The organism is Catalinimonas locisalis (assembly GCF_038039535.1).
Lineage (GTDB): Bacteria > Bacteroidota > Bacteroidia > Cytophagales > Cyclobacteriaceae > Catalinimonas.
On sequence record NZ_JBBPHP010000010.1, the window covers coordinates 14,490 to 34,283 of the forward strand.

Sequence of the window (19,794 nt, forward strand, 5' to 3'; positions counted from 1 at the left end):
ATACTATTCTCCAGCTGTTACTTTTTCGTTCTTCCAGCGATATTCAGCAGTGCGCTGGGCATGGCTAGAAACTTTTACCGGATGATTGTGCCTCTGAGCGTAGACCTTAGTGAATTCTGCCCCGAAGAGAAAAATTAATCCTGAATAATTAACCCAAAGCAGAATCAGAATAAGAGATCCTGCCGCACCGAAGGCAGAGGCAGGATCAGCCTGTCCGAAGTATAAACCTAATGCAAATTTACCTAGTGTGAATAACAGAGCTGTTACAAAAGCCCCTATCCACACTGTTTTCCATACAAGTTGTACATCGGGTAAGATTTTATAAATCAGTGCAAATAAAACGGTAATGATACCTAGTGCTACAATCTCATTTGCAAAATAAAATACATAAAGTAAAAACTCGGGCAACATCTGACTTATCCAATCTCTTAACACTCCGATCAGCGCAGTGAGTAATAATGATACGATCATCAAAAAGCCAATTGCTAGTATCATACCAAGAGAAGTAGCGCGATCAATTACAATTTTTTTTATGCCTGCTTTTGGGTTGGCCTCTACATCCCAAACTGTATTTAATGACAACTGCAACTGGTAAAACAATCCGGTAGCACCAAATATCAAGGTAGCAATACCTGCAATGATGGCAAAGGTAGAATTGCCCTGCTGTGTACTGTTTTCCACTATGGTTTGAACCTGCTGTGCTGACTCTGGTCCGACAAATGAACTGATCTGACTGGAAATTTCTCCTCTGACTTTTTCCTGCTCATAAAAAAGGCCGGCAACATTCACGATGATGATGATTAATCCCGGCAGTGAGAAAATAGAATAATATGCAATTACCGCACTCTGACGGAATGCATCATCATTTTGCCACTCCAGATATGATTCTTTCAGATAAGAAAATAAGCTTTTAAGCCTGTTCATAGTTAAAAAAATTTAAAGTACTCATGATTAACCTTTTGAAGATCAAAAGGTTAATTTGTACAGTAATTTATTGTATGAATTGATATTCCAAATTTGCTTACTGCTGACTCCTTAACTTCTCAATTTTCTGAGCTACCTCTTCAGCATCTGCCATTTTCTGGTCACCTGCTTTACGGTCTCTTTGAGACAAGCTATGAGCTTCAGCCAGGAGTTTTTTATACTTATCCTGTAGTTTTTCTAATTCTGATTTCTTCTTGAATAGATTGAACATATTGAATATGATTTATTATTTCTAATCAATTACTTCTTCTGAACCTATTTCCCACATAGTCCATAAACTCTTTCCAGCCTTCTTTACTGGAAAACACAGAGCCAATTACTTTTACATATTCTTTAAACGCAGGTTTTCTATCTTCACCAGGAGACTCAATAATGATATTCGGGGATGAATCATGGTTTGCTTTCGCAGTTTTGGTAGTAGCCTCTAAAGCCTGTTTATGGGCTATCTCTTCTCTGGAAGGTATGGATAGTTCATCAGCGCGTTTGAAGTTTTTCTTCGCATTTTCCTGATAGCCAAGTTTCTCTTCCACCAGCCCACGGTTATTGTATGCTATCGCATCTTCGGGGTCCAGTTCTATGGCTTTGGTATAGTCATCAATGGCTCCCTGATAATCTTTCATCTGGTCTTTCACATAAGCTCTGCTTGAATAGCGATAAGGGTTTTCAGGCTCCAGCGCTACAGCTTTGTTAAAACTAATGATGGCTTTTTCATTTTGTCCTGAAAGGTGTAATGCTACCGCCCGTTCGCTCCAGAAGGTTGCATTGTCAGGTACCTGTATCACCAGTTGGTCAAAGTCACTGAGGGCTTTATCAAATTCTGAGCGTTTGAAATAACTCATCGCACGACCATACAGACTATTCATATCCTGCTCGTTTTCTTCCAGCGCAGACTGGAAGCATCTTAGAGCTTCTACATAATTTTCCTGATCAAAGTGATTTTTTCCTTGTCTATAGAATTTTTCTGCCGACATTGGGTTTGTAATGTTTACAATAGAACCCCAAAAGGCCCATAGAGTTTTTAAATAATGACAAATCTTAATATCGGCGAATATAATGAACTGGAAGCCACCAGAGTATCTCCCCATGGAATGTATCTTCAATCCTCTAAAGGGGAAATTCTATTACCCAACCGTTATGTAGGCGAGTTGAAGCCAGGAGATCACATCAGGGTATTTGTCTATACAGATTCTGAAGATCGCCTTGTTGCTATAACTGAACAGCCTAAAGCTACCGCTGGTGAATTCGCTAGTCTGTTGGTAAAGGATGTTACTACTGTGGGAGCGTTTCTGGACTGGGGGATCAACAAGGACCTGCTTCTACCCTACCGCGAACAATTACATCCTGTAAAAATCGGTGACCATGTGATTGTCAGGGTGATTACTGATCCGAGAACTGAAAGAGTTATAGCAATCTCCAAAATACAGGCTTTTATTGAGAAAGGTTTAGATGATCTTAGCGAAGGTCAGCAAGTGGAACTGATGGTCTATGATCAGACTCCCCTTGGATATAAAGTACTCATCAATCGTAAAAATGAAGGTTTACTTTATAAGAATGAGCTTTTTCAGGAAATTCAGTTAGGAGAAATCACTACTGGATTCGTCAAAAAAATACGTGAAGATGATAAGGTTGATGTAAGCCTTCAACAACAAGGCGTAAAAGGGATGAAAAATGCCAGAACCGATTTACTGGAAGCCTTACAGCAAGCCGGTGGTTTTCTGCCGATTCATGACAAAAGTAGTCCGGAAGAAGTACAGGCAGCTTTGCAAATGAGTAAAAAAGCCTTCAAAAAAGCTGCTGGCAACCTCCTCAAAGAAAAGAAGATAGAATTCACTGAAAAGGGAATAAAATTACTGTAGAAATATCCTGTTCAATTTTAGTCAACAGGTAAACTTTATTTATGCCGGGGTTCTATGGTTTTCCATACCAATCTTTGAGGGGTACATGCTTTTCTATCTGCCTTTACAAGTTTTACTTTACTTTTTTGCTTACGCATTTTAGTATCAGCTTTTGATATTTCTACGGATACTATGCCGGTTGGCACAGCAATAATGCCATAGCCTAAGATCATTACCACAGAAGCTAGTGTTTGACCGGCAATGGTCTGGGGAGCAATATCTCCGTAGCCCACTGTTGTCAGTGTAACAATTGCCCAGTAAATGCTTACCGGTATGCTGGTAAAACCATTTTCAGGTCCTTCAATCAGATACATTAAAGAACCCACAATAAAGATAAGAGTAACCACGGTGCCGATGAAAACTATGATTTTGGCAGCACTCTGGCGCAAGGCTTTCCCCAGAACTTCTGCTTCTCCTAAAAAATGATAAAGCTTCAGGACCCTGAATACCCTGAGCAAACGTAGTATGCGTATCATGAGGACATACTGGGTGCCAACTACTATCAAACTCAGATAGGTGGGTATGATGGAAATCAGATCCACAATGCCATAAAAGCTCCTGATATATCCGATACGGTTGCGGGCGCAGTAAATTCTTAAAAAATATTCAATGGTAAACATTACCGTAAATACCCATTCCAGTGTCCGTATGGTTGTTCCGTACTCACTGACTATACTGCTCACACTTTCCAGCATTACAGTAAGAACGCTGAGCAGAATGGCAATCAGCAAGGCTACATCAAAGGCTTTCCCAGGAGTTGTATCTGACTCAAAAATGACATGATACAGACGCTCTTTGGTGGTCAGCCCAGGTGGTAAATCTTTATTCAACTGACGATAATTATTTTATGATGATTTTTCTAACATAAACATCCGGTGCATAGGCAAAGCTTCAGGATATTTTTCTCTTACGAAATTTATTAATTTTTCTCTTACTATGCATCGCAAATCAAAAGCAGTAGGTGCATCTTTTGCACTAACAAGTACTCTTACCACTATACATTTTTCAGTGGTCTCTACTACCTGTATTACCTTAACCTTTCTATCCCAGAGTTTCTCCTTGGCAAGTATTCTATCTAATTCATTGCGTAATTCCTCTAATGGTAAGGTATAATCCAAATATAGCATCACTGGTCCCAGAAGTTCGGAAGAAGTACGCGTCCAGTTTTGGAAGGGCTTTTCAATAAAATAGTTGATAGGCAATACCAAGCGCCTCTTATCCCAAACCTTCACCACTACATAAGTAAGTGTAATTTCCTCTATCCAGCCCCATTCTCCCTCTACAATCACCGAGTCATCAATTTTGATGGGCTGAGTAATAGCAATTTGAAGCCCTGCCAGAAAATTAGCGATTGACTTTTGCGCTGCAAAACCAACGATAATACCTGCGACCCCGGCTGAAGTTAGCAGTGTAGCTCCGATATTTCGCACAGAATCAAATGTCAGTAATATTGCTGATAATACCAGCACTATGATGATCACCACCAAAACTCGCCTGATAAATTGGAGCTGTGTCTGTATTTTCCTGCTTTTGAAACTATCTCCTCTTTGTACACTGTAGTGTTCAAAAACCACTTCTTCCACTACTCTGACCAAACTCAACAGTACCCAACCAAAACCCAATATCAGCATAGCCTGAGAAACTTTCCTTATGATAAGGTCTGTAGTTTCATCTGGAAGTGTAATAAATAGTTGAGCAATATAGAACACCAGCAAGGGGAAGAAGACTTTTGTTCGGCTCGTCAGATTTCTTAATAAGGACTCAATCACCACACTGGGCTTAAGGCGATTGTAATTTTTAAGGAAACGAATAAATACCCACCGTATGGCTAAGCCCGCCAGTATAGATGCAAAAAAGACAATAACTACTGACCAATAAGGACGAAGACTGATATAGTCAAAAAGGACTTGTTTGAGATTAAGAAAAAAGTGTTCAGGCATAGCAATAACGGTTAAGAGAAGGCTCAATAATCTCACTTACTTAATGAAAACTTAGGATAAAATTTAACCTAAGATATTTCTGACTATGGCTGTAAAAACCTGAAGTCCGGTTTCAATAATTTCGTCTGGAAAATCGTAATTTTCATGGTGTAGGTCAGGTTTATTCTGTCCTGAGCCTAAACCAAAAAAACAAGTCTTACAGTCTCGGGTATAATATCCGAAGTCTTCAGACCAGCGAAAAGGAGTATCCAGCACCTGCCTGCTGACATTAAGACTATCCAAAGAGTCGCTCAAAATCTGGTAGGCTTCAGGGTGATTAATTGTAGCGGGAAAGACTTCCGAATATTGAAAATCATAGGATAAGCCTGCTGCCCTGGCTCTGTTTGCAATCACTTCCTCCGCCCAATGCTGGAGGGTTGACATATCCTCGTTTCTAAAGCTTCTTAAGGTAGCCCTCAACTCAGCTAATCCAGGTGTAATGCCAAAACTCGGTGTGCCTAATAAAGCATGGACTACCGTTAATAAAACAAAGTCATCATAGAATACATCGGCAGACTTGAACTCATGCAAATCCTGTATGATGTGACTTAGGGCCAAAGCAGGGCTTTTTGCCTGTTCTGGTCGCGCAGCGTGTGCAGTTGTGCCCCTTAGTGTTGCCTTCATGCCTTGTGATGCAGCAGCAAATATTCCGGGCTTTATCAATACTTTTTTTGCAGGAAAACCCGGCAGGTTATGGAGCGCAAACAAATAATCAGGCTGATTCTCTTGCCAGGCATCACTTTCAATCACCTGTAATCCACCTTCCCCTGTCTCTTCAGCAGGCTGAAAAAGCAGGCTTACCTTACCTTTGGCAGGTTTGAGCTCAGCAAAATAATAGCCTAAGCCTGCTAATATAGACATGTGCCCATCATGTCCACACAGATGTCCTCTTTCAGGATAGCGGGACCTGTAAGGTATTTCGTTTCTTTCTTCAATTCTCAAAGCATCCAGTTCTGCCCTGAACATCACATGAGGACCTGGCTTACCACTCTCATAAGTCATAATTACGCCATGCCCTCCTACGTTGGTATGAATCTTATCAGGCTGAGTGGGTTCCAGAAATTTCAGGATTGCATCCGCAGTGTTAATTTCCTGGCCGGATAGTTCCGGATGCTCATGTAACTCATGACGAAGTGGAATGACTTTATCAACAATTGGAGATAATTTCTCCATAAACATCAAATTATTTTATCAGATTTGCTCTTTTAAGGAAGGCTAAATCAATGAAAAAAATAGTAGAATGGCTAAAACCACTCTACATATTTTTTGGAATTTATTCTATACGTTTTTCAATATAATCCGAGTTTAAGAGCTGCAATGCCCCCATATACTTAAGACGAAAGCGTAACATATCTCCAACTTTTAACTTGGATTTATTTTTCTGTAAGTCAAGCACCAGCATATCAGAACTAGCTCCGACTACTTCAAAGTTTTCTTTGATTGGAATAATATATTTTGGATCAAGGTCCAGCAATCCTACATCCAGAATCGCACGATAATGTGTCTGCCCGTAAAGCGCTGAATCCACTTCCATCACATCACCCTGGGGATTCGCTCCCAGTTCTCCGATAGGTAACATAGGTTTCTCGGTGATTTCAATGATTTGCGCACCGAACTCAAAAACATCTTCTTTCATTCCTGGAATAAGCTTTTCTTCAAAAAGGTTAACCCCAAAATAAAGCGTCTCCCCTACCCTGAAATGATTCACCCCTTTGGGAATCTGCTTATTCATGATCAGGGGGATGGTTACTGATGTTCCGCCAGAAATCCAGGGAATCTGGCGGTTAAATTTGAGTTCAATAATCTGTTTGTACAAGCTTAGCTGAATCAGTTTATCCTGCGAAGGCATCACACCATGCAAACAATTCAGATTAGTACCTATCCCTATGATTTCAATGTTGGGTAATTCAAAAACCTTGGAGTAAAAATCAATCAGATGTTCACCCATTACCCCTTCTCTCAGGTCACCGGTCTCTATCATGATGATGACCTTATGCGTTTTGTTTTGCTTTACAGCCTCATCAGAAAGCCACTTGAGGGTATAGTACTCAGTATTCATGCTGACATCAGCATAGCTGATAATATCTTCAACTGCTTCTTTAGCCGGAGGCTTGATATAGACGGTTTGCACCTCCGAATTGATATTTTTTATTTTTTTTAGGTTACTGATACGGGAATCGTGAATTTCTCTCACTCCCATGTTGATCAGTTCTTTAAGAAAGAGCTCGTTACCGCACAATAATTTTGAAACCACTCCCCAATGCAATTTATTTGAATCAAACAAATCTTTCAGGAAATGGAAATTATGCCTGAGACTTTCTCGCTTCATTTTTATGTAAGCCATGATTTTTTATTTCTTCTCTAGTCTCATTTCTAAATACTTGTTAGTAAACCCTAGCTTTTCATACAATATCTTGGCAGGATTGTTTGGTTCTACATGCAGAGCAATGTTACCCTTAGCCATATCTATGGCTTTTTGCATGAGCTGTTTACCCAGGCCTTTCCCACGGTGTTCTTTGTGCACAGCAATGTAAACCAGCAGATTCTCAGGCACATAGCCTTCCATTCCTGTCTGACACATGATCACCGCACCAACAATTTGATCTTTTTCTTTTGCCAGTAAAGCAAATCCTCCCTGATGGGGGTAATTGCTGAGTGCATAATCCAGACATTTTTTGATATCCAGAATATTATCCCCGAACTCATCTAAATGGTTGTAAAGAAACTCAGCGATTTCATTCTTGACCAATATGGTAGCTCGGTCTATTGCTGTTATAAATTTAAATTCCATGAGTTATGAATATTTCAATGATTTATTTTCTGTTTTCTTATTAGGAACAACGTACGAAAGTATTACAAAGATTAGCACCGCACAGAATATTCCGAATACGTTTCCGTCCAGTCCCCATGGCATCTGCTCCTCAGGTATTGCCAACGATAAGCCAACGGTAACACATCCCCCCGTAATCATAGAGAAAAAAGCAGCTGTGGAGTTACCTCTTTTCCAGAACAAAGCGCCTAGCACCGGCACCAACAGGCCAGATACCAGAAAGGCATAGGAATACAACATCAGATTTAGAACGTTTGTCATTTTCCAGGCAAGTCCTACTGCCAGAACACCTAATATGAATGTAGTCACCTGAGAAATCAGCAAAAATGATTTACCTTCCTCGTTGATGTTAAATATCCGGCAAAGCAAATCTGAAACGATATTACCGGAGGCAGCCATCAGACAGCTATCGGCAGTGGAGAGTACTGCGGAAAAATACGCGGACATCACCAATCCCATAAGCCCCACCGGCAATACTGTTCTAAGCAGCATAGGTAAGCCAGTCTCGGGATCAGTTGCAGAAACATTTTCAGCTCCCAGATAATCAAACATCCCCTGATCTGCTCCCACTTTGGCAAGCAGGCCTAAAGCCACGCCCATAAAAGCCATAATAGGCCACTCAAACAATCCCGCTAAAAACCAGGCTTTACGTGCCGTCTTCTCATCTCGGGAAGCATAAATACGCTGGTACAAGGTCATAGCGACAAACCAAATAGGTATGATAGTGACTCCCCAGTTAACCAGATCCTGCCAGGTAATATTGGTGAAGCTAAGCATTTCTGGAGCTACTGTAGCAGTGATGGCTTCCCACCCTCCTACCGCAGTATAGGCGATTGGTAAGGCGATAAAGATTAATCCCGACATCAAGATGATCCATTGTACGGTATCTGTGTAAATCACTGCTTTGATACCGCCTAATACTGTATACACTACTGCTACTGCTCCCATGATCCAGAGCGCCATATTCATGTCCAGATCAACAAAGGTCCCTGAAGCCAATTTGGCCCCCGCCAGAATCTGAGAACTGGTGAAACCTGTATACCCTACAGCAGAGATCAATCCTGCCAGCAGGGCGGTTTTTTTATCGTAGAAATAGCCAAAAATCTGGGGGAAGGTGTAGAATTTTGCAAATGCTGGATTTCCCTTAATCAAAGGAATCAAAAAAACCGCTGCCAGCCAAGCTCCAATCAGTCCGGTGAATAACATCCAGGCTCCTGATAATCCCATTACAAAACCAAGGCCTCCCAGTCCAACAGAAAAACCACCTCCCACGTCGGTAGCCACTACTGACAACCCAATGTGCCAGCTACTCATATTTCTCCCTCCTACATAATAATCATCTGTGCCTTCGTTTTTGGAAAAAAAGAAAAAACCCACGCCCAACATGGCCACCATGTAGACTACAAAAATAAGGATATCTATAATGTGCATGCTTAATAATTAACAGGAAGCAGAAGTTAAGGTTTGGTTAAATTGAACTATTCAACCGATTAAAAATACTTACCTTGGCTATAATTTTTAAAAGCACAAAGTTATAAAACATTCTCTTTATCTGAAAAAGCATCAATTTCACCTAGCATGCCCTGGATTCAACACTCTGATTACCAAGCCCCTTACTGGCTTTTTAATGGTCATTTGCAAACCATAATTCCTTCTCAGTTTAGAAAAGTGCCGGATGTTTATTACCAAAGAGAGCGCTTTGCTACCCCCGACAATGATTTTCTTTTGCTGGATTGGTCGGAGGTTCAGTCCGATAAACTAGTCATTATCTCTCATGGCTTAGAAGGTGATAGTCATCGTCCCTACATTAAAGGGATGGTGAGGGCTTTTAACCGTTCTGGGTGGGATGCCCTGGCCTGGAACTTTCGGGGTTGCGGTGGAGAAATTAACCATACCTTACGGTTTTATCATAGCGGTGCCACCGATGATCTGGACCTTGTAATCTCGCACGTTCTAAATAACAAAAGGTATCGTAATATTGTGCTGGTAGGATTTAGCCTGGGAGGCAACCTTACGCTCAAATACCTGGGAGAATCAGGCCATCAATTACGACCCGATATCAAAGCAGGGATTGTATTTTCTGCACCTCTGGATTTACATTCAAGCGCTCAACAAATCAGCGAGCCTGCCAACTTCATTTATAATCGTCGTTTTCTGCGTAATCTTAAACTCAAAGTCAGTCAGAAAGTAGTCAACATGCCGGATGATATCTCCACCGAGCATTTTGATAAGATCAGAACGCTCAAAGATTTTGATGATTTTTATACTGCACCTCTACATGGGTTTAAAAATGCAATTGACTATTACAGCCGTTGTAGTAGCCTTTACTATCTGAATGACATCAGTATTCCTACGCTTATCGTCAATGCTCAGAATGATCCATTTTTATCAAACAAGTGCTATCCTACTGAGATGCTTTCTTCACATGAGCATGTTTTCCTGGAAGCACCTTCCAGTGGTGGGCATGTGGGGTTTATGCCCAGAGGGGTGCAGGCAAACGACAATTACTGGTCTGAAAAGCGTGCCGTTTCATTTGCCACTGAGTCAATATCGGCTTGAAACTATTGAAGATCATCAAATTTATTATTTTTTATTCTAAAATTATTTTCATTTACCAAATATTATTTTTCTATTTGTAATAACATCTTGATGATTAATTAATATTTACTTTCACCACCAAATTTCTTCACTATGTCAACCAATATTAACCGCCGTCACTGGTTGAAATCTAGTGCACTTATGGCCGGAGCATTTTTAGGTAATCCGTTTGAGTTTACACAACCTGCCAATGCTGCTTCTGTAAGTAAGCTTGCTCCTCCCAATGCATCTCCCTGGGATTTTGAAAACATGAAGGCACGACTAACATCCAACGAAAACCCTTTTGGGCCTTCACCCAAAGCTCAGAAGGTAATGATGGATGCGATAAAAGATAGCTGGATGTATGCCAAGTTGGGTAAAGACGAGCTGAAGAAAATGATCGCGGATATGTGGGGCGTCAGCGAAGATCATGTTATCCTTGGCGCTGGTTCTACTGAGCTTTTAATGGCTGCCGCTCAATATTATGGAAAGAAAGGCAACAAAATATTAGGGGCTGATCTGACTTATATGTCGCTGATTCGTCGTGCCTGTAATGATTACGGAGCTGAGTTGGTCACTGCTCCTCTTGACAGAGATCTTGACTATGATTTTAATCGCATGATGGATCAGGTGAGAGACGATATCAACCTGGTATACATCTGCAATCCTAATAATCCTACCGGTAGATTGACAGATACCGCTGCGCTCAAATCTTTCTGTACTGAAGCATCCAAAAAGAAGCCGATCTTTATTGATGAGGCTTATATTGATTACCAGAAAGACGCACCCGCAAAATCTATGATCAGCCTGGTAAAAGAAGGTAAAGATGTATTTGTAGCCAGAACTTTCTCCAAAGTACATGCCATGGCTGGTTTACGCATTGGTTACTGTATCGCCACACCTGAAAATATCAAAAAGCTTGAACTCTATGCGACTGATGGAAATGGCTTAGCTCGTCCTTCCGCTTATGGCGCGATTGAGACTTTGAAAGATGAAGCTTTCATGGATTACAGCCGTAAGATGAACGCTGAGTCAAAAGACATGCTTTATAAAACATTAACTGATGCCGGATACGAATATATTCCGTCAGATACCAACTTTGTGCTTTTTCCTATCCGTATGGATGGTGATCGTTTTGTAATGGAAATGATGAAAAGAGGGGTTGGACTGAAACGGGTTCACTTCCGCAATCAGCATTATTGCCGGGTAAGTATCGGGACCAAAGAAAATATGGAATTATTTGCAAACGCATTCAGCGAACTCTCTTGATATCAGACTGACTAAACTTTCTTACTCATTTTTTTCAGAAGAACCTGCTAAGATTTTGGCAGGTTCTTTTTTATAGAGGCTATAAAAAATAAAACCAATCAACCACTTGGTCAATTGGCTTTACGACACATAACATAACCCTAGATTGAGTCATGCATTATTGAGCTTCTTTTACGATTCTGAAACCGCAATTTTTTTGATCTGAATCTACCTTCGTATTGTTAGGATCTGCATAATCATATGCGCTATATCCGTAGGTATTTCCATCTGAATTATATTCAGACACATTTCCCCCAAGGTCATAAACTTCTGCTTTCTCCAGTTTGAGAGGAGGATGGCTTCCTACTGCCTTAAGCAATGAGGACTGTACTTGATCAATTTTTTGCTGAAGTTGCGTAACTTCTTCAAGCGTAATGTCAAAACCCGCCCAAAAGTTCAATGTGTTTTCTTTATCTGCTTCTTTTCGCACCAGTTCATGCCACTTTGTCGCCTCTTTGACATTTGGAAGACGATAAAGCTCGCCTGTCCATTCGCTAAGCCATTTCAGATATTCTGCTGCCTGCTCTTTACTTACGTTGTGAACAGGATAGTTGGATTCCATAGGATCAAATTTATGCTGAGTCTGATAAGCCTGGTACTGCGCATTGGTCACTTCAAAACGACCTACAGCAATGGTATCTTCACCCAATGCTACAACCTCAGGAACCAACTTACCTCTGTGCGTTTTACCATAAAGAGTACCTTCTTTTGCTACTTTATCCCTTTTTATAAGCATAGCCAATGGGCTTTCTTTCTTAAGTGCTACATTCTCCTGCTCATAAGTTTTGAAGAGATATTGATCAAACCAATCCAGTTCTTCGTTCATCTTCCTCAGCTGATGCGTGATCTTCTGTAAGCCGTGGGGCTGACCGGGAAACCAGACAAAGCGTACCGGAGCCTGATCATTCTGCTGCAAGGCACGATAATATTCCCATCCCTGATCACGTGGCACCGCACGGTCCTCACTTCCATGAAAAATGATGGTTGGCGTTTTCACCTTTTCCATTTCAAAAAGAGGGGACTTGATGATATAATTTTCATTGTAAAATTTACCATTCATATCGTCCCATGGTGCTCCACCAAAATAGCTTTGGTCAAAAGAAACGCCGAAGCGGCAGGTGCCAAAGTCAGAGGTCCAGTTTACATCACCGGCTCCGGGAGCGGCTACTTTGAACTTATCAGGGTAGCGAACGGTCAGCATGGTAGTAAGAATGGCTCCGTTGGACCAGCCCATAACTCCGAGTTTTTCTTCGTCCACCATTCCTTTCTCCACCAACTCATCTACTGCATTCATGATGTCCACCAGTTCAGGCTCATAATAATTCTTTTTGATAGACTCTACGAATTCCAGCCCATGATTGGAAGAACCATGATAATTGGGTTTGAGTACAAAAGCACCTCGCTGCGACATGATATTTGGATAAGTAGACCAGCGCTCGGTCCACAAATCCAGGTCTACACCAGAGGGGCCACCATGAATGGAAAGCACCAGTGGATATTTTTTACCTTCTTCATAATTTTCCGGATAGATCAGTAATCCATTAACCTCATCATCATTGTAACCTTTCCAGTGGTATACTTCTGCGCGGGCGATAGGCTTTTTCTGTAGTTTCTGGTTGAGTTGAACCAACTCATTGCGGTTAGCAAATACCGGATTATTCCTTTTGATCTGAATGTCAGCTACAAAGTATTTAGGCAATTGTGATGCTGTAGAATAATCAAATACCCATTTCTTACCGTCTTTTGAAGTTTCAAAAAAGCTCAGATGTTCTTCCATTCCATCAAGTGTGATCAACTGCTGGCTCCAGCTATTACCATCCTTCTGATAATAAGCCAGTTTGCGGGTAACACCATTGGCCAGATGAGCCAGCAATCCGTCAGAAGTCAAAGCATAATCACCCCCTAAACCCCATTCCCAATCTAAGTTTACTTTATCAAATGCCTGCTTATCCAATGAGTAGTAATACAATTCTGAAATGCCTGCTCCATTCCATTCAGGATCACTGGAATAATCGGCAGTAAAATAGAAGCCCTGATGATCAGGCGTAAATTTAAAATTACCAGGCGTCTGCAAACCTTCCAGGACTTTGGTCCTTTCTCCACTTTCCAAATCATAGAGACAATACTCTCCTTTGGGATGGGCATCAGCCGCGTAGTGCGGACTCATGAGCAGGCCAGTGATGAGCCAGCGTCCATCCCTGGACACTGCATATTGGCTTACCGGATGTTCATTGTCGGTTAGCCTCTTGATGCTCTTATCTTTCAGGTTGAAAGCATAAACTTTCTCCGTTGTCCAGTGCACTGTATCTTCCACGATGACTGTATTGTCTTTCTTTTCTTCCAGCTTTTGTTCGTGCAGCGTTTTGCCATCGTTTGAGATAAAAGCCAGTGTGCTGTCATTCAACCACTGAAGGTTAGAAATTCCATTCTCAAATTGATGCACCTCCTTGGGTTCACCACCATAGATACTCATGGACCATAGCTTTTTCCCTTCGTCCCGAGAAGAAAGAAAATAGAGCGTTTCACTGTCCGAAGAGAAGACTGGAGAGTGATCATTTTCCTCTCCATTGGTCATCGGTATGGTAAGGTATTTTCCATCCTTTCGTACATCCAATCGGGTGAGGTATATGTCGCTGACGAACTTATCTTTTTCTTCAACTCCTTTCTCTTTAGTCCAGACCACCAATTGGTTATCAGGAGAGATCTGTACCTCCTGCATACGTTCCGTATTGATAATGTCTTCGGGAGTCCAGCGATCTTCATCTGGCTCACTTTTTTGTGCCCACAGCCATCCCGCCGTAAAGCACAGCATCAGCGCTAATGTGTATTTCATTGAAGTGTAGTATGTTGATTTTAGGGGTTTGGGATTAGAGGTTAATGAGTATGTTAAGGTGTTAAAGAAACACTACTTTAAAAAGGGTACAGGATTTTGGTTCTAGAAATCATCTTATTATGTATTAAGTACCATAACACCCTTTAGTCTAGTAATTCCAAGGCTGCTGCGCTCATGGCTTTGATACCGGTTTTGATGGTTGGTTCAGGCAAGGGTGCAAAATTAGGCGAGTGCAGAGAAGGAAGAGATGTGCCATTTTCCTTCGCTGCTTTTACTTTTGCAGGATCAACTGCTCCTAACCAAAACATGCAGATCGGTACTTTCTGCTCCTGCAAACCAAAACGACTGAAATCCTCTCCTACCATATTGGGAGCTGTCTCCACCACATTTTCTTCTCCAAAATTCTGTCTGAAGACATTCACTAATCTTTCCGTAAGTTCCGGATCGTTGATGGTTGCAGGCGTCTGAGGGTCACGTATGCTTATTTCAGGATATTTGTCTTCAGGCAAACCTGCCATACTGGCCATATTTTTTGTGATGCGATGCAAAGCTGCTACCGTCTGATCTCTTACTTCCTGTGAATAAGAACGTAGTGTCAACTGCATTTTCACCTGGTCGGGAATGATGTTATGCACTGTACCTCCATGGATAGAACCTACGGTAACTACCGCTGGCTCAATGGGGTTAATCTCCCGGCTGACGATGGTCTGGAAGGCGTTGATCATCTCAGCACTGAGCACAATGGGGTCTTTGGTGGTATGGGGTGCGGCTCCATGTCCCCCTTCACCATGTACTGTGATATCCACCATATCCACACTGGCCATAAAATTTCCCGCACGATAACCTATGGTCCCCGCAGGTAAAGAAGCATTATCATGCAGGGCAATTGCATAATCCGGCAAAGGAATTTTATCATACAGATTAGCTTTGAAGAGCGCATCAGCACCAAAGCCGGTCTCTTCTGCCGACTGTGCTACCATTACCAGCGTTCCTTTCCACTGTTCTTTCATTTCAACCAACGCACGAGCGGTTCCAATAAAAACCGTCATGTGAATATCATGACCACAGGCATGCATCACTGATACCTTTTCTCCTGCCGGGTTGATGCCTTTTGCTGTGCTGGCATACGGCAGTCCGGTCTTCTCCTCCAGCGGCAGGGCATCCATATCCGCTCTGATCAGTACAGTTGGTCCTTCACCATTTTTGAACACACCGGCCAAATTGTGCATCCCTAACTTTTCCTGTACTTTAAATCCAAGGCTTTTGAGTTCTTCTGCAATCAATGCTGAAGTTTTCTCTTCTTTAGACGACAATTCAGGATTTTGGTGTAAGTGTTTGTAAAGCTGATCCAATGAGGCATAGTTTTCAGCCGTAAATTCTTCTACCTGAGCCACTGTTGATTTTTGTGCCTGGGTAGTGTGAATCAGGAATGTTATTAAGATTAGGGAATATAGCTTTCTCATAACAGAGATTAAAAATTACAAACGGTCGCCGCCGATTTTGCAGGGTTGCGATTTCAAATTTTTATAGACTTATTCTTGAGGAGGGGCAATCGCTCTCCGAAGTATTATTCATCATTTACTCTTCATTCATCATTATTCATTCACCATCATTTTTTACCGCATTAGTCGGTGGTCAAAACCAAAAGCTTTTTGCTCCACTACTTTTATTTTTCCAAATTCAGGATGACGGGGATTGAGCAGATAATTAAACTCGTCAGGTATATGCACCGATGGAACTTTAAAAATACAGCTTTCCGCTTTGTTCAGCCATTCTTCTCCCAGGCGGGCCACACTTTGTGGAGCAGGAAATTCCCACCATCCTTTGGGCAATTTTTTCACCTCAATAGTCTCTTTTTTAAGGTCATCAGGTACTTCAATTGTAAGCATTGTCAGCTCTCCCAGCTGCCGGTGATGCTCTACTCCCACCAAAAATTCCAGAGCTGCCAGGGCTCTGTTTTCCGCTGTATAGACTACAGCTTTGCCCGGTAAGTTCCAGCGCCCACCATACAAAAATGCTCCATATCCATCCAGGACGGTAAACTGCGCTTTACACAATCTATAGATATACATCAACGATATACTCCGTGTTCAATCTGTCCTAAAAGTTGTAATAATAACTCGGCACCCTGCCGGGTATCCAATAGATCGGCAGGTTTCACATTGCCCAACGCACGATTGGAGGTTTGCATCCAATGTTGAAAGACGGAAGGGCTGGCAAAAACTGATCTGCCAAAGAGCGCTACCTGCGCCCATTGTATAATCTGTTCGCTGACATGAGAAGGCAAATACTGCTGATCTTTATAACGCTGTAAGGTACGTTCACCGATAGGAAGTTTGGGAATCAACTCCTTGAGGGAGACACCCAATACCTGGCTTACAGTCTTGAGGGTATTACGGGTCACACCTCTCCGTGCCAGACGTACCAGATCGTAGGGGCTTTCAATCTTAGCCAGTTCGTCTAATTCAACAATAGAACTTAAGTCTTGTGCATACATAACTGTATATATAAAATAATACGCCAATTTACAAAATAAAAACGAAAAATGGCATATATAGTTAAAATCCTTATCCAAGCCTACTCATTTGTAGTTTTTGAATGGGATTGTAGACAATCATTTGGGGAAAAACTATATTGGAATTTCGTCTGAAGATAATCCTCTAACTATGAAAAATATTTTTCTACCCATCATATGCCTTTCATTAATTTTTACTTCCGGCTGTAACAACGATAATTATGATCCGCTTGGAGACTTAATTGTAAATCTGGTAAGATCTTCTTCGGTACCTCCAAACCCAGTATTCAATGAATTAAACATAGGTATATTCCCATCAGAAACGCTACTGACCAATGAGTTTACACCTGATTCTGCCTTCAAACAAGCAACCATAGATTTAGATGTAGACGAGGGTGAAACCCCCACCGCTGTGATCACTAATATTCTTCCCGGCACTTATGTACTGGCTTTAATAGGTTTTCCTTCTTCCGAAAACGTACCCAAACAAGTGATACAAATAACCGCTGATGATGTTACTGTAGTGGATTTTAATTTATAGCACTAAATATTTTAAAAAGACCTTCACGCAAAATATTTTTACTTCATTATCACTTACATTTTATTTTTATTGCTGCAATTCCCACAACTAACCAAATCATTATGGAGAAGAAATTTCTACTATGGATAGCTGCGATGCTATCAGTAAATACTTTATTGGCTCAACAGGAACCACTTATGGGTTTTACGACCGAAAGTGCAAAAGAGCAGTATGCTCTGGAAGAAAAATTTGACAGTTACCTGAATGCGCAAAACCTGGACGATTGGATGAAGCGTCTGGCCGCTCGTCCTCACCATGTAGGTTCGCCTTATGGAAAGGAAAATGCGGAATTTATGGTCGCTAAATTCAGAGAATGGGGCTTTGATGCCGAACTGGCAGAATATCAGGTGCTCTTTCCCACTCCTAGAATCAGGCTGCTGGAGATGACTTCACCCACCCGCTACAAGGCCAAATTGGAAGAGCCTGCACTAAAAGAAGATGCGACTTCTGGACAAAAGAAAGAACAGCTTCCACCATACAATAGCTTTTCGGCAGATGGAGATGTCACTGCCGAGCTGGTTTTTGTGAATTATGGAATTCCATCCGATTATGATGAACTGGAAAGATTAGGCGTGGATGTAGAAGGTAAGATTGTAATCGCCAAATACGGAGGTTCATGGAGAGGTATCAAACCCAAACTGGCTGCTGAAAAAGGTGCCATTGGCTGTATCATCTACTCCGACCCCAAAGACGATGGCTTTTACCGGGGCGATGTGTATCCGGAAGGACCTTTTAAAAATGAGCATGGAGTGCAAAGAGGCTCTGTGCTGGACATGCCACTCTATCCCGGTGATCCCTTAACTCCCGGTTATGCTGCCACAGAAGATGCTGAAAGACTAGACCGCAGCGAGGCTCCTACCCTGATGAAAATTCCTGTTCTACCGATTTCTTATGGCGATGCCCAACCTTTATTAGCAGCTCTTGAAGGTCCGGTAGCTCCTGAGGAATGGAAAGGTGCCTTGCCCATCACTTATCATATAGGTCCGGGGCCCGCCGAGGTACACCTCAAACTTGAATTTGACTGGCAGCTACAGCCCGCATACAATGTCATTGCTAAAATGGAAGGCAGCGAATATCCTGATGAATGGATCATACGGGGAAACCATCATGATGCCTGGGTGAACGGAGCAAATGATCCTATCAGTGGTATGGTAGCGGTGATGGAAGAAGCCCGAGCCGTAGGAGAACTGGTCAAAATCGGCTGGAAGCCTAAAAGAACATTGATTTACTGCGGCTGGGATGCCGAAGAACCGGGTTTGTTAGGTTCAACAGAATGGGTAGAAGATCATCTGAGTGAATTGAAAGAAAAGGCAGTAGCTTACATCAATTCCGATTCCAATGGCCGAGGCTTCCTATACGCAGGTGGCTCACATACCCTGGAAAAGTTCTTTGGAGCAGTAGCCCAGGATGTAGATGATCCGCAAACAGATCTAACAGTAGCAGGGAGAAGAAATGCCCGCCTCATGACCCAGGGAGGCGATGAAAGCGATGGCATAAAATTATCAGCACTAGGTTCAGGTTCTGATTACACTCCATTTATTCAACATGCGGGTATTGCTTCACTTAACATTGGCTTTGGAGGCGAAAATGCCGGAGGTGAATATCACTCCATCTATGATTCTTACGATCACTACACCCGATTCAAAGACCCGGATTTCACTTATGGAGTAGCCCTGGTAAAAATTGCAGGCAGAACCTCACTCCGACTGGCTAATGCGGAAATACTGCCCTTCAACTTTACGCACTTCTATAACACCGTGGAAAGCTATGCAAAAGAAGTGATGAAACTGGCCGACGATATGCGGGAAGAAACAGCTAAAGAAAATAAGCTGGCTGAAGAAGGCGTATATACCGCAGCAGCAGATCCTAAAAAACCTTTTGTGGCTCCTGGACCTAAAGAGACAGTTCCGCACTTCAACTTTGCACCACTGATGAATGAGTTGGAACAACTGGAAAAGCTGAGTATGCAATTAAAAGATATCCATCCCGATGATGTTGATGATGGCGAATTAAAACAGCTTAATGAACTGTTGTATTCCAGTGAGAGAAAACTGACCAGGGAGGAAGGCTTACCGGGACGAGACTGGTTTCGCCACCAGATTTATGCACCTGGCTTTTATACCGGCTATGGCGTTAAGACATTACCTCAGGTGCGGGAAGCCATAGAGCAGAGAGAGTGGGACAAGGTAGATCAGCAAATAGAAGTGCTGGCCAAAGTCCTTCAGGGTTTCAACCAGCACTTAGAAAAAATAGCAGAACTAGTACACTAGAAAGATCGCTCTATAATCAAGCT

The 19,794-nt window shown here is 42.0% G+C and carries 18 protein-coding genes; 5 read left to right on the forward strand and 13 right to left on the reverse strand.

Annotated features, from left to right (window positions below; genetic code table 11):
• Positions 1 to 3: 3 nt before the first annotated feature.
• From WJR50_RS14535 to WJR50_RS14545, 3 genes are all read right to left on the reverse strand, one after another.
• Entirely contained in the window at positions 4 to 924 is a 921-nt protein-coding gene (locus WJR50_RS14535) for a YihY/virulence factor BrkB family protein (protein WP_341294023.1), read from the reverse strand.
• 97 nt (positions 925 to 1,021) lie between these two features.
• Positions 1,022 to 1,195: a Lacal_2735 family protein gene (locus WJR50_RS14540; protein WP_341294024.1), complete on the reverse strand. Its 174-nt coding sequence runs from the start codon at positions 1,193 to 1,195 to the stop codon at positions 1,022 to 1,024.
• Positions 1,196 to 1,220: 25 nt separating this feature from the next.
• Positions 1,221 to 1,955 (reverse strand): tetratricopeptide repeat protein, encoded by a 735-nt coding sequence (locus tag WJR50_RS14545; RefSeq protein ID WP_341294025.1) that lies wholly within the window; start codon positions 1,953 to 1,955, stop codon positions 1,221 to 1,223.
• A gap of 54 nt (positions 1,956 to 2,009) precedes the next feature.
• On the opposite strand from WJR50_RS14545, the gene WJR50_RS14550 reads away from it, so the two are divergent.
• The gene (locus WJR50_RS14550) at positions 2,010 to 2,840 is read left to right on the forward strand and encodes a CvfB family protein (protein ID WP_341294026.1); all 831 of its coding nucleotides are present in this window, start codon (positions 2,010 to 2,012) and stop codon (positions 2,838 to 2,840) included.
• Positions 2,841 to 2,875: 35 nt separating this feature from the next.
• Here WJR50_RS14550 and WJR50_RS14555 read toward each other — a convergent pair whose 3' ends face one another.
• From WJR50_RS14555 to WJR50_RS14580, 6 genes are all read right to left on the reverse strand, one after another.
• On the reverse strand, positions 2,876 to 3,709 hold the full coding sequence (locus WJR50_RS14555; protein ID WP_341294027.1) for an ion transporter: 834 nt from the start codon (positions 3,707 to 3,709) through the stop codon (positions 2,876 to 2,878).
• A 15-nt stretch (positions 3,710 to 3,724) separates the two neighbouring features.
• The gene (locus WJR50_RS14560) at positions 3,725 to 4,819 is read right to left on the reverse strand and encodes a mechanosensitive ion channel family protein (RefSeq protein ID WP_341294028.1); all 1,095 of its coding nucleotides are present in this window, start codon (positions 4,817 to 4,819) and stop codon (positions 3,725 to 3,727) included.
• Positions 4,820 to 4,882: 63 nt separating this feature from the next.
• Positions 4,883 to 6,031 carry an amidohydrolase gene (locus tag WJR50_RS14565; RefSeq protein WP_341294029.1) on the reverse strand — a complete coding sequence of 383 codons (1,149 nt, stop codon included), beginning with the start codon at positions 6,029 to 6,031 and terminating at the stop codon, positions 4,883 to 4,885.
• Positions 6,032 to 6,131: 100 nt separating this feature from the next.
• A complete protein-coding gene (locus WJR50_RS14570; protein WP_341294030.1) occupies positions 6,132 to 7,202 on the reverse strand; it encodes an alanine racemase in 1,071 nt (356 codons plus the stop codon).
• A gap of 6 nt (positions 7,203 to 7,208) precedes the next feature.
• Positions 7,209 to 7,649 carry a GNAT family N-acetyltransferase gene (locus tag WJR50_RS14575; RefSeq protein WP_341294031.1) on the reverse strand — a complete coding sequence of 147 codons (441 nt, stop codon included), beginning with the start codon at positions 7,647 to 7,649 and terminating at the stop codon, positions 7,209 to 7,211.
• Positions 7,650 to 7,652: 3 nt separating this feature from the next.
• Positions 7,653 to 9,119 carry a sodium:solute symporter family protein gene (locus WJR50_RS14580; RefSeq protein ID WP_341294032.1) on the reverse strand — a complete coding sequence of 489 codons (1,467 nt, stop codon included), beginning with the start codon at positions 9,117 to 9,119 and terminating at the stop codon, positions 7,653 to 7,655.
• 147 nt (positions 9,120 to 9,266) lie between these two features.
• On the opposite strand from WJR50_RS14580, the gene WJR50_RS14585 reads away from it, so the two are divergent.
• Together WJR50_RS14585 and WJR50_RS14590 are read left to right on the forward strand one after the other, a co-directional pair.
• Positions 9,267 to 10,247 carry a YheT family hydrolase gene (locus tag WJR50_RS14585; protein WP_341294033.1) on the forward strand — a complete coding sequence of 327 codons (981 nt, stop codon included), beginning with the start codon at positions 9,267 to 9,269 and terminating at the stop codon, positions 10,245 to 10,247.
• Positions 10,248 to 10,379: 132 nt separating this feature from the next.
• A complete protein-coding gene (locus WJR50_RS14590) occupies positions 10,380 to 11,534 on the forward strand; it encodes a pyridoxal phosphate-dependent aminotransferase (protein ID WP_341294034.1) in 1,155 nt (384 codons plus the stop codon).
• Positions 11,535 to 11,691: 157 nt separating this feature from the next.
• On the opposite strand, the gene WJR50_RS14595 is transcribed toward WJR50_RS14590, so the two are convergent.
• From WJR50_RS14595 to WJR50_RS14610, 4 genes are all read right to left on the reverse strand, one after another.
• Positions 11,692 to 14,406: a S9 family peptidase gene (locus WJR50_RS14595; RefSeq protein WP_341294035.1), complete on the reverse strand. Its 2,715-nt coding sequence runs from the start codon at positions 14,404 to 14,406 to the stop codon at positions 11,692 to 11,694.
• Positions 14,407 to 14,549: 143 nt separating this feature from the next.
• Positions 14,550 to 15,869, reverse strand: coding sequence for an amidohydrolase (locus WJR50_RS14600; RefSeq protein ID WP_341294036.1), 1,320 nt, complete (start codon positions 15,867 to 15,869; stop codon positions 14,550 to 14,552).
• 153 nt (positions 15,870 to 16,022) lie between these two features.
• Positions 16,023 to 16,478, reverse strand: coding sequence for an RES family NAD+ phosphorylase (locus WJR50_RS14605; protein WP_341294037.1), 456 nt, complete (start codon positions 16,476 to 16,478; stop codon positions 16,023 to 16,025).
• Positions 16,478 to 16,903 carry an Xre family toxin-antitoxin system antitoxin gene (locus WJR50_RS14610; RefSeq protein ID WP_341294038.1) on the reverse strand — a complete coding sequence of 142 codons (426 nt, stop codon included), beginning with the start codon at positions 16,901 to 16,903 and terminating at the stop codon, positions 16,478 to 16,480. The genes WJR50_RS14605 and WJR50_RS14610 overlap by 1 nt, the downstream gene beginning before the upstream one ends.
• Before the next feature lie 169 nt (positions 16,904 to 17,072).
• On the opposite strand from WJR50_RS14610, the gene WJR50_RS14615 reads away from it, so the two are divergent.
• Together WJR50_RS14615 and WJR50_RS14620 are read left to right on the forward strand one after the other, a co-directional pair.
• The gene (locus tag WJR50_RS14615) at positions 17,073 to 17,462 is read left to right on the forward strand and encodes a hypothetical protein (RefSeq protein WP_341294039.1); all 390 of its coding nucleotides are present in this window, start codon (positions 17,073 to 17,075) and stop codon (positions 17,460 to 17,462) included.
• A 101-nt stretch (positions 17,463 to 17,563) separates the two neighbouring features.
• Positions 17,564 to 19,771 (forward strand): M28 family metallopeptidase, encoded by a 2,208-nt coding sequence (locus WJR50_RS14620; protein WP_341294040.1) that lies wholly within the window; start codon positions 17,564 to 17,566, stop codon positions 19,769 to 19,771.
• Positions 19,772 to 19,794 lie beyond the last annotated feature (23 nt).

What these genes read in the sequence shown, in the direction of transcription:
- WJR50_RS14535 (WP_341294023.1), bottom strand. Translation starts at nt 924, where the DNA reads ATGAACAGGCTTAAAAGCTTATTTTCTTATCTGAAAGAATCATATCTG.
- WJR50_RS14540 (WP_341294024.1), bottom strand. Translation starts at nt 1,195, where the DNA reads ATGTTCAATCTATTCAAGAAGAAATCAGAATTAGAAAAACTACAGGAT.
- WJR50_RS14545 (WP_341294025.1), bottom strand. Translation starts at nt 1,955, where the DNA reads ATGTCGGCAGAAAAATTCTATAGACAAGGAAAAAATCACTTTGATCAG.
- WJR50_RS14550 (WP_341294026.1), top strand. Translation starts at nt 2,010, where the DNA reads ATGACAAATCTTAATATCGGCGAATATAATGAACTGGAAGCCACCAGA.
- WJR50_RS14560 (WP_341294028.1), bottom strand. Translation starts at nt 4,819, where the DNA reads ATGCCTGAACACTTTTTTCTTAATCTCAAACAAGTCCTTTTTGACTAT.
- WJR50_RS14565 (WP_341294029.1), bottom strand. Translation starts at nt 6,031, where the DNA reads ATGGAGAAATTATCTCCAATTGTTGATAAAGTCATTCCACTTCGTCAT.
- WJR50_RS14570 (WP_341294030.1), bottom strand. Translation starts at nt 7,202, where the DNA reads ATGGCTTACATAAAAATGAAGCGAGAAAGTCTCAGGCATAATTTCCAT.
- WJR50_RS14575 (WP_341294031.1), bottom strand. Translation starts at nt 7,649, where the DNA reads ATGGAATTTAAATTTATAACAGCAATAGACCGAGCTACCATATTGGTC.
- WJR50_RS14580 (WP_341294032.1), bottom strand. Translation starts at nt 9,119, where the DNA reads ATGCACATTATAGATATCCTTATTTTTGTAGTCTACATGGTGGCCATG.
- WJR50_RS14585 (WP_341294033.1), top strand. Translation starts at nt 9,267, where the DNA reads ATGCCCTGGATTCAACACTCTGATTACCAAGCCCCTTACTGGCTTTTT.
- WJR50_RS14590 (WP_341294034.1), top strand. Translation starts at nt 10,380, where the DNA reads ATGTCAACCAATATTAACCGCCGTCACTGGTTGAAATCTAGTGCACTT.
- WJR50_RS14595 (WP_341294035.1), bottom strand. Translation starts at nt 14,406, where the DNA reads ATGAAATACACATTAGCGCTGATGCTGTGCTTTACGGCGGGATGGCTG.
- WJR50_RS14600 (WP_341294036.1), bottom strand. Translation starts at nt 15,869, where the DNA reads ATGAGAAAGCTATATTCCCTAATCTTAATAACATTCCTGATTCACACT.
- WJR50_RS14605 (WP_341294037.1), bottom strand. Translation starts at nt 16,478, where the DNA reads ATGTATATCTATAGATTGTGTAAAGCGCAGTTTACCGTCCTGGATGGA.
- WJR50_RS14610 (WP_341294038.1), bottom strand. Translation starts at nt 16,903, where the DNA reads ATGTATGCACAAGACTTAAGTTCTATTGTTGAATTAGACGAACTGGCT.
- WJR50_RS14615 (WP_341294039.1), top strand. Translation starts at nt 17,073, where the DNA reads ATGAAAAATATTTTTCTACCCATCATATGCCTTTCATTAATTTTTACT.
- WJR50_RS14620 (WP_341294040.1), top strand. Translation starts at nt 17,564, where the DNA reads ATGGAGAAGAAATTTCTACTATGGATAGCTGCGATGCTATCAGTAAAT.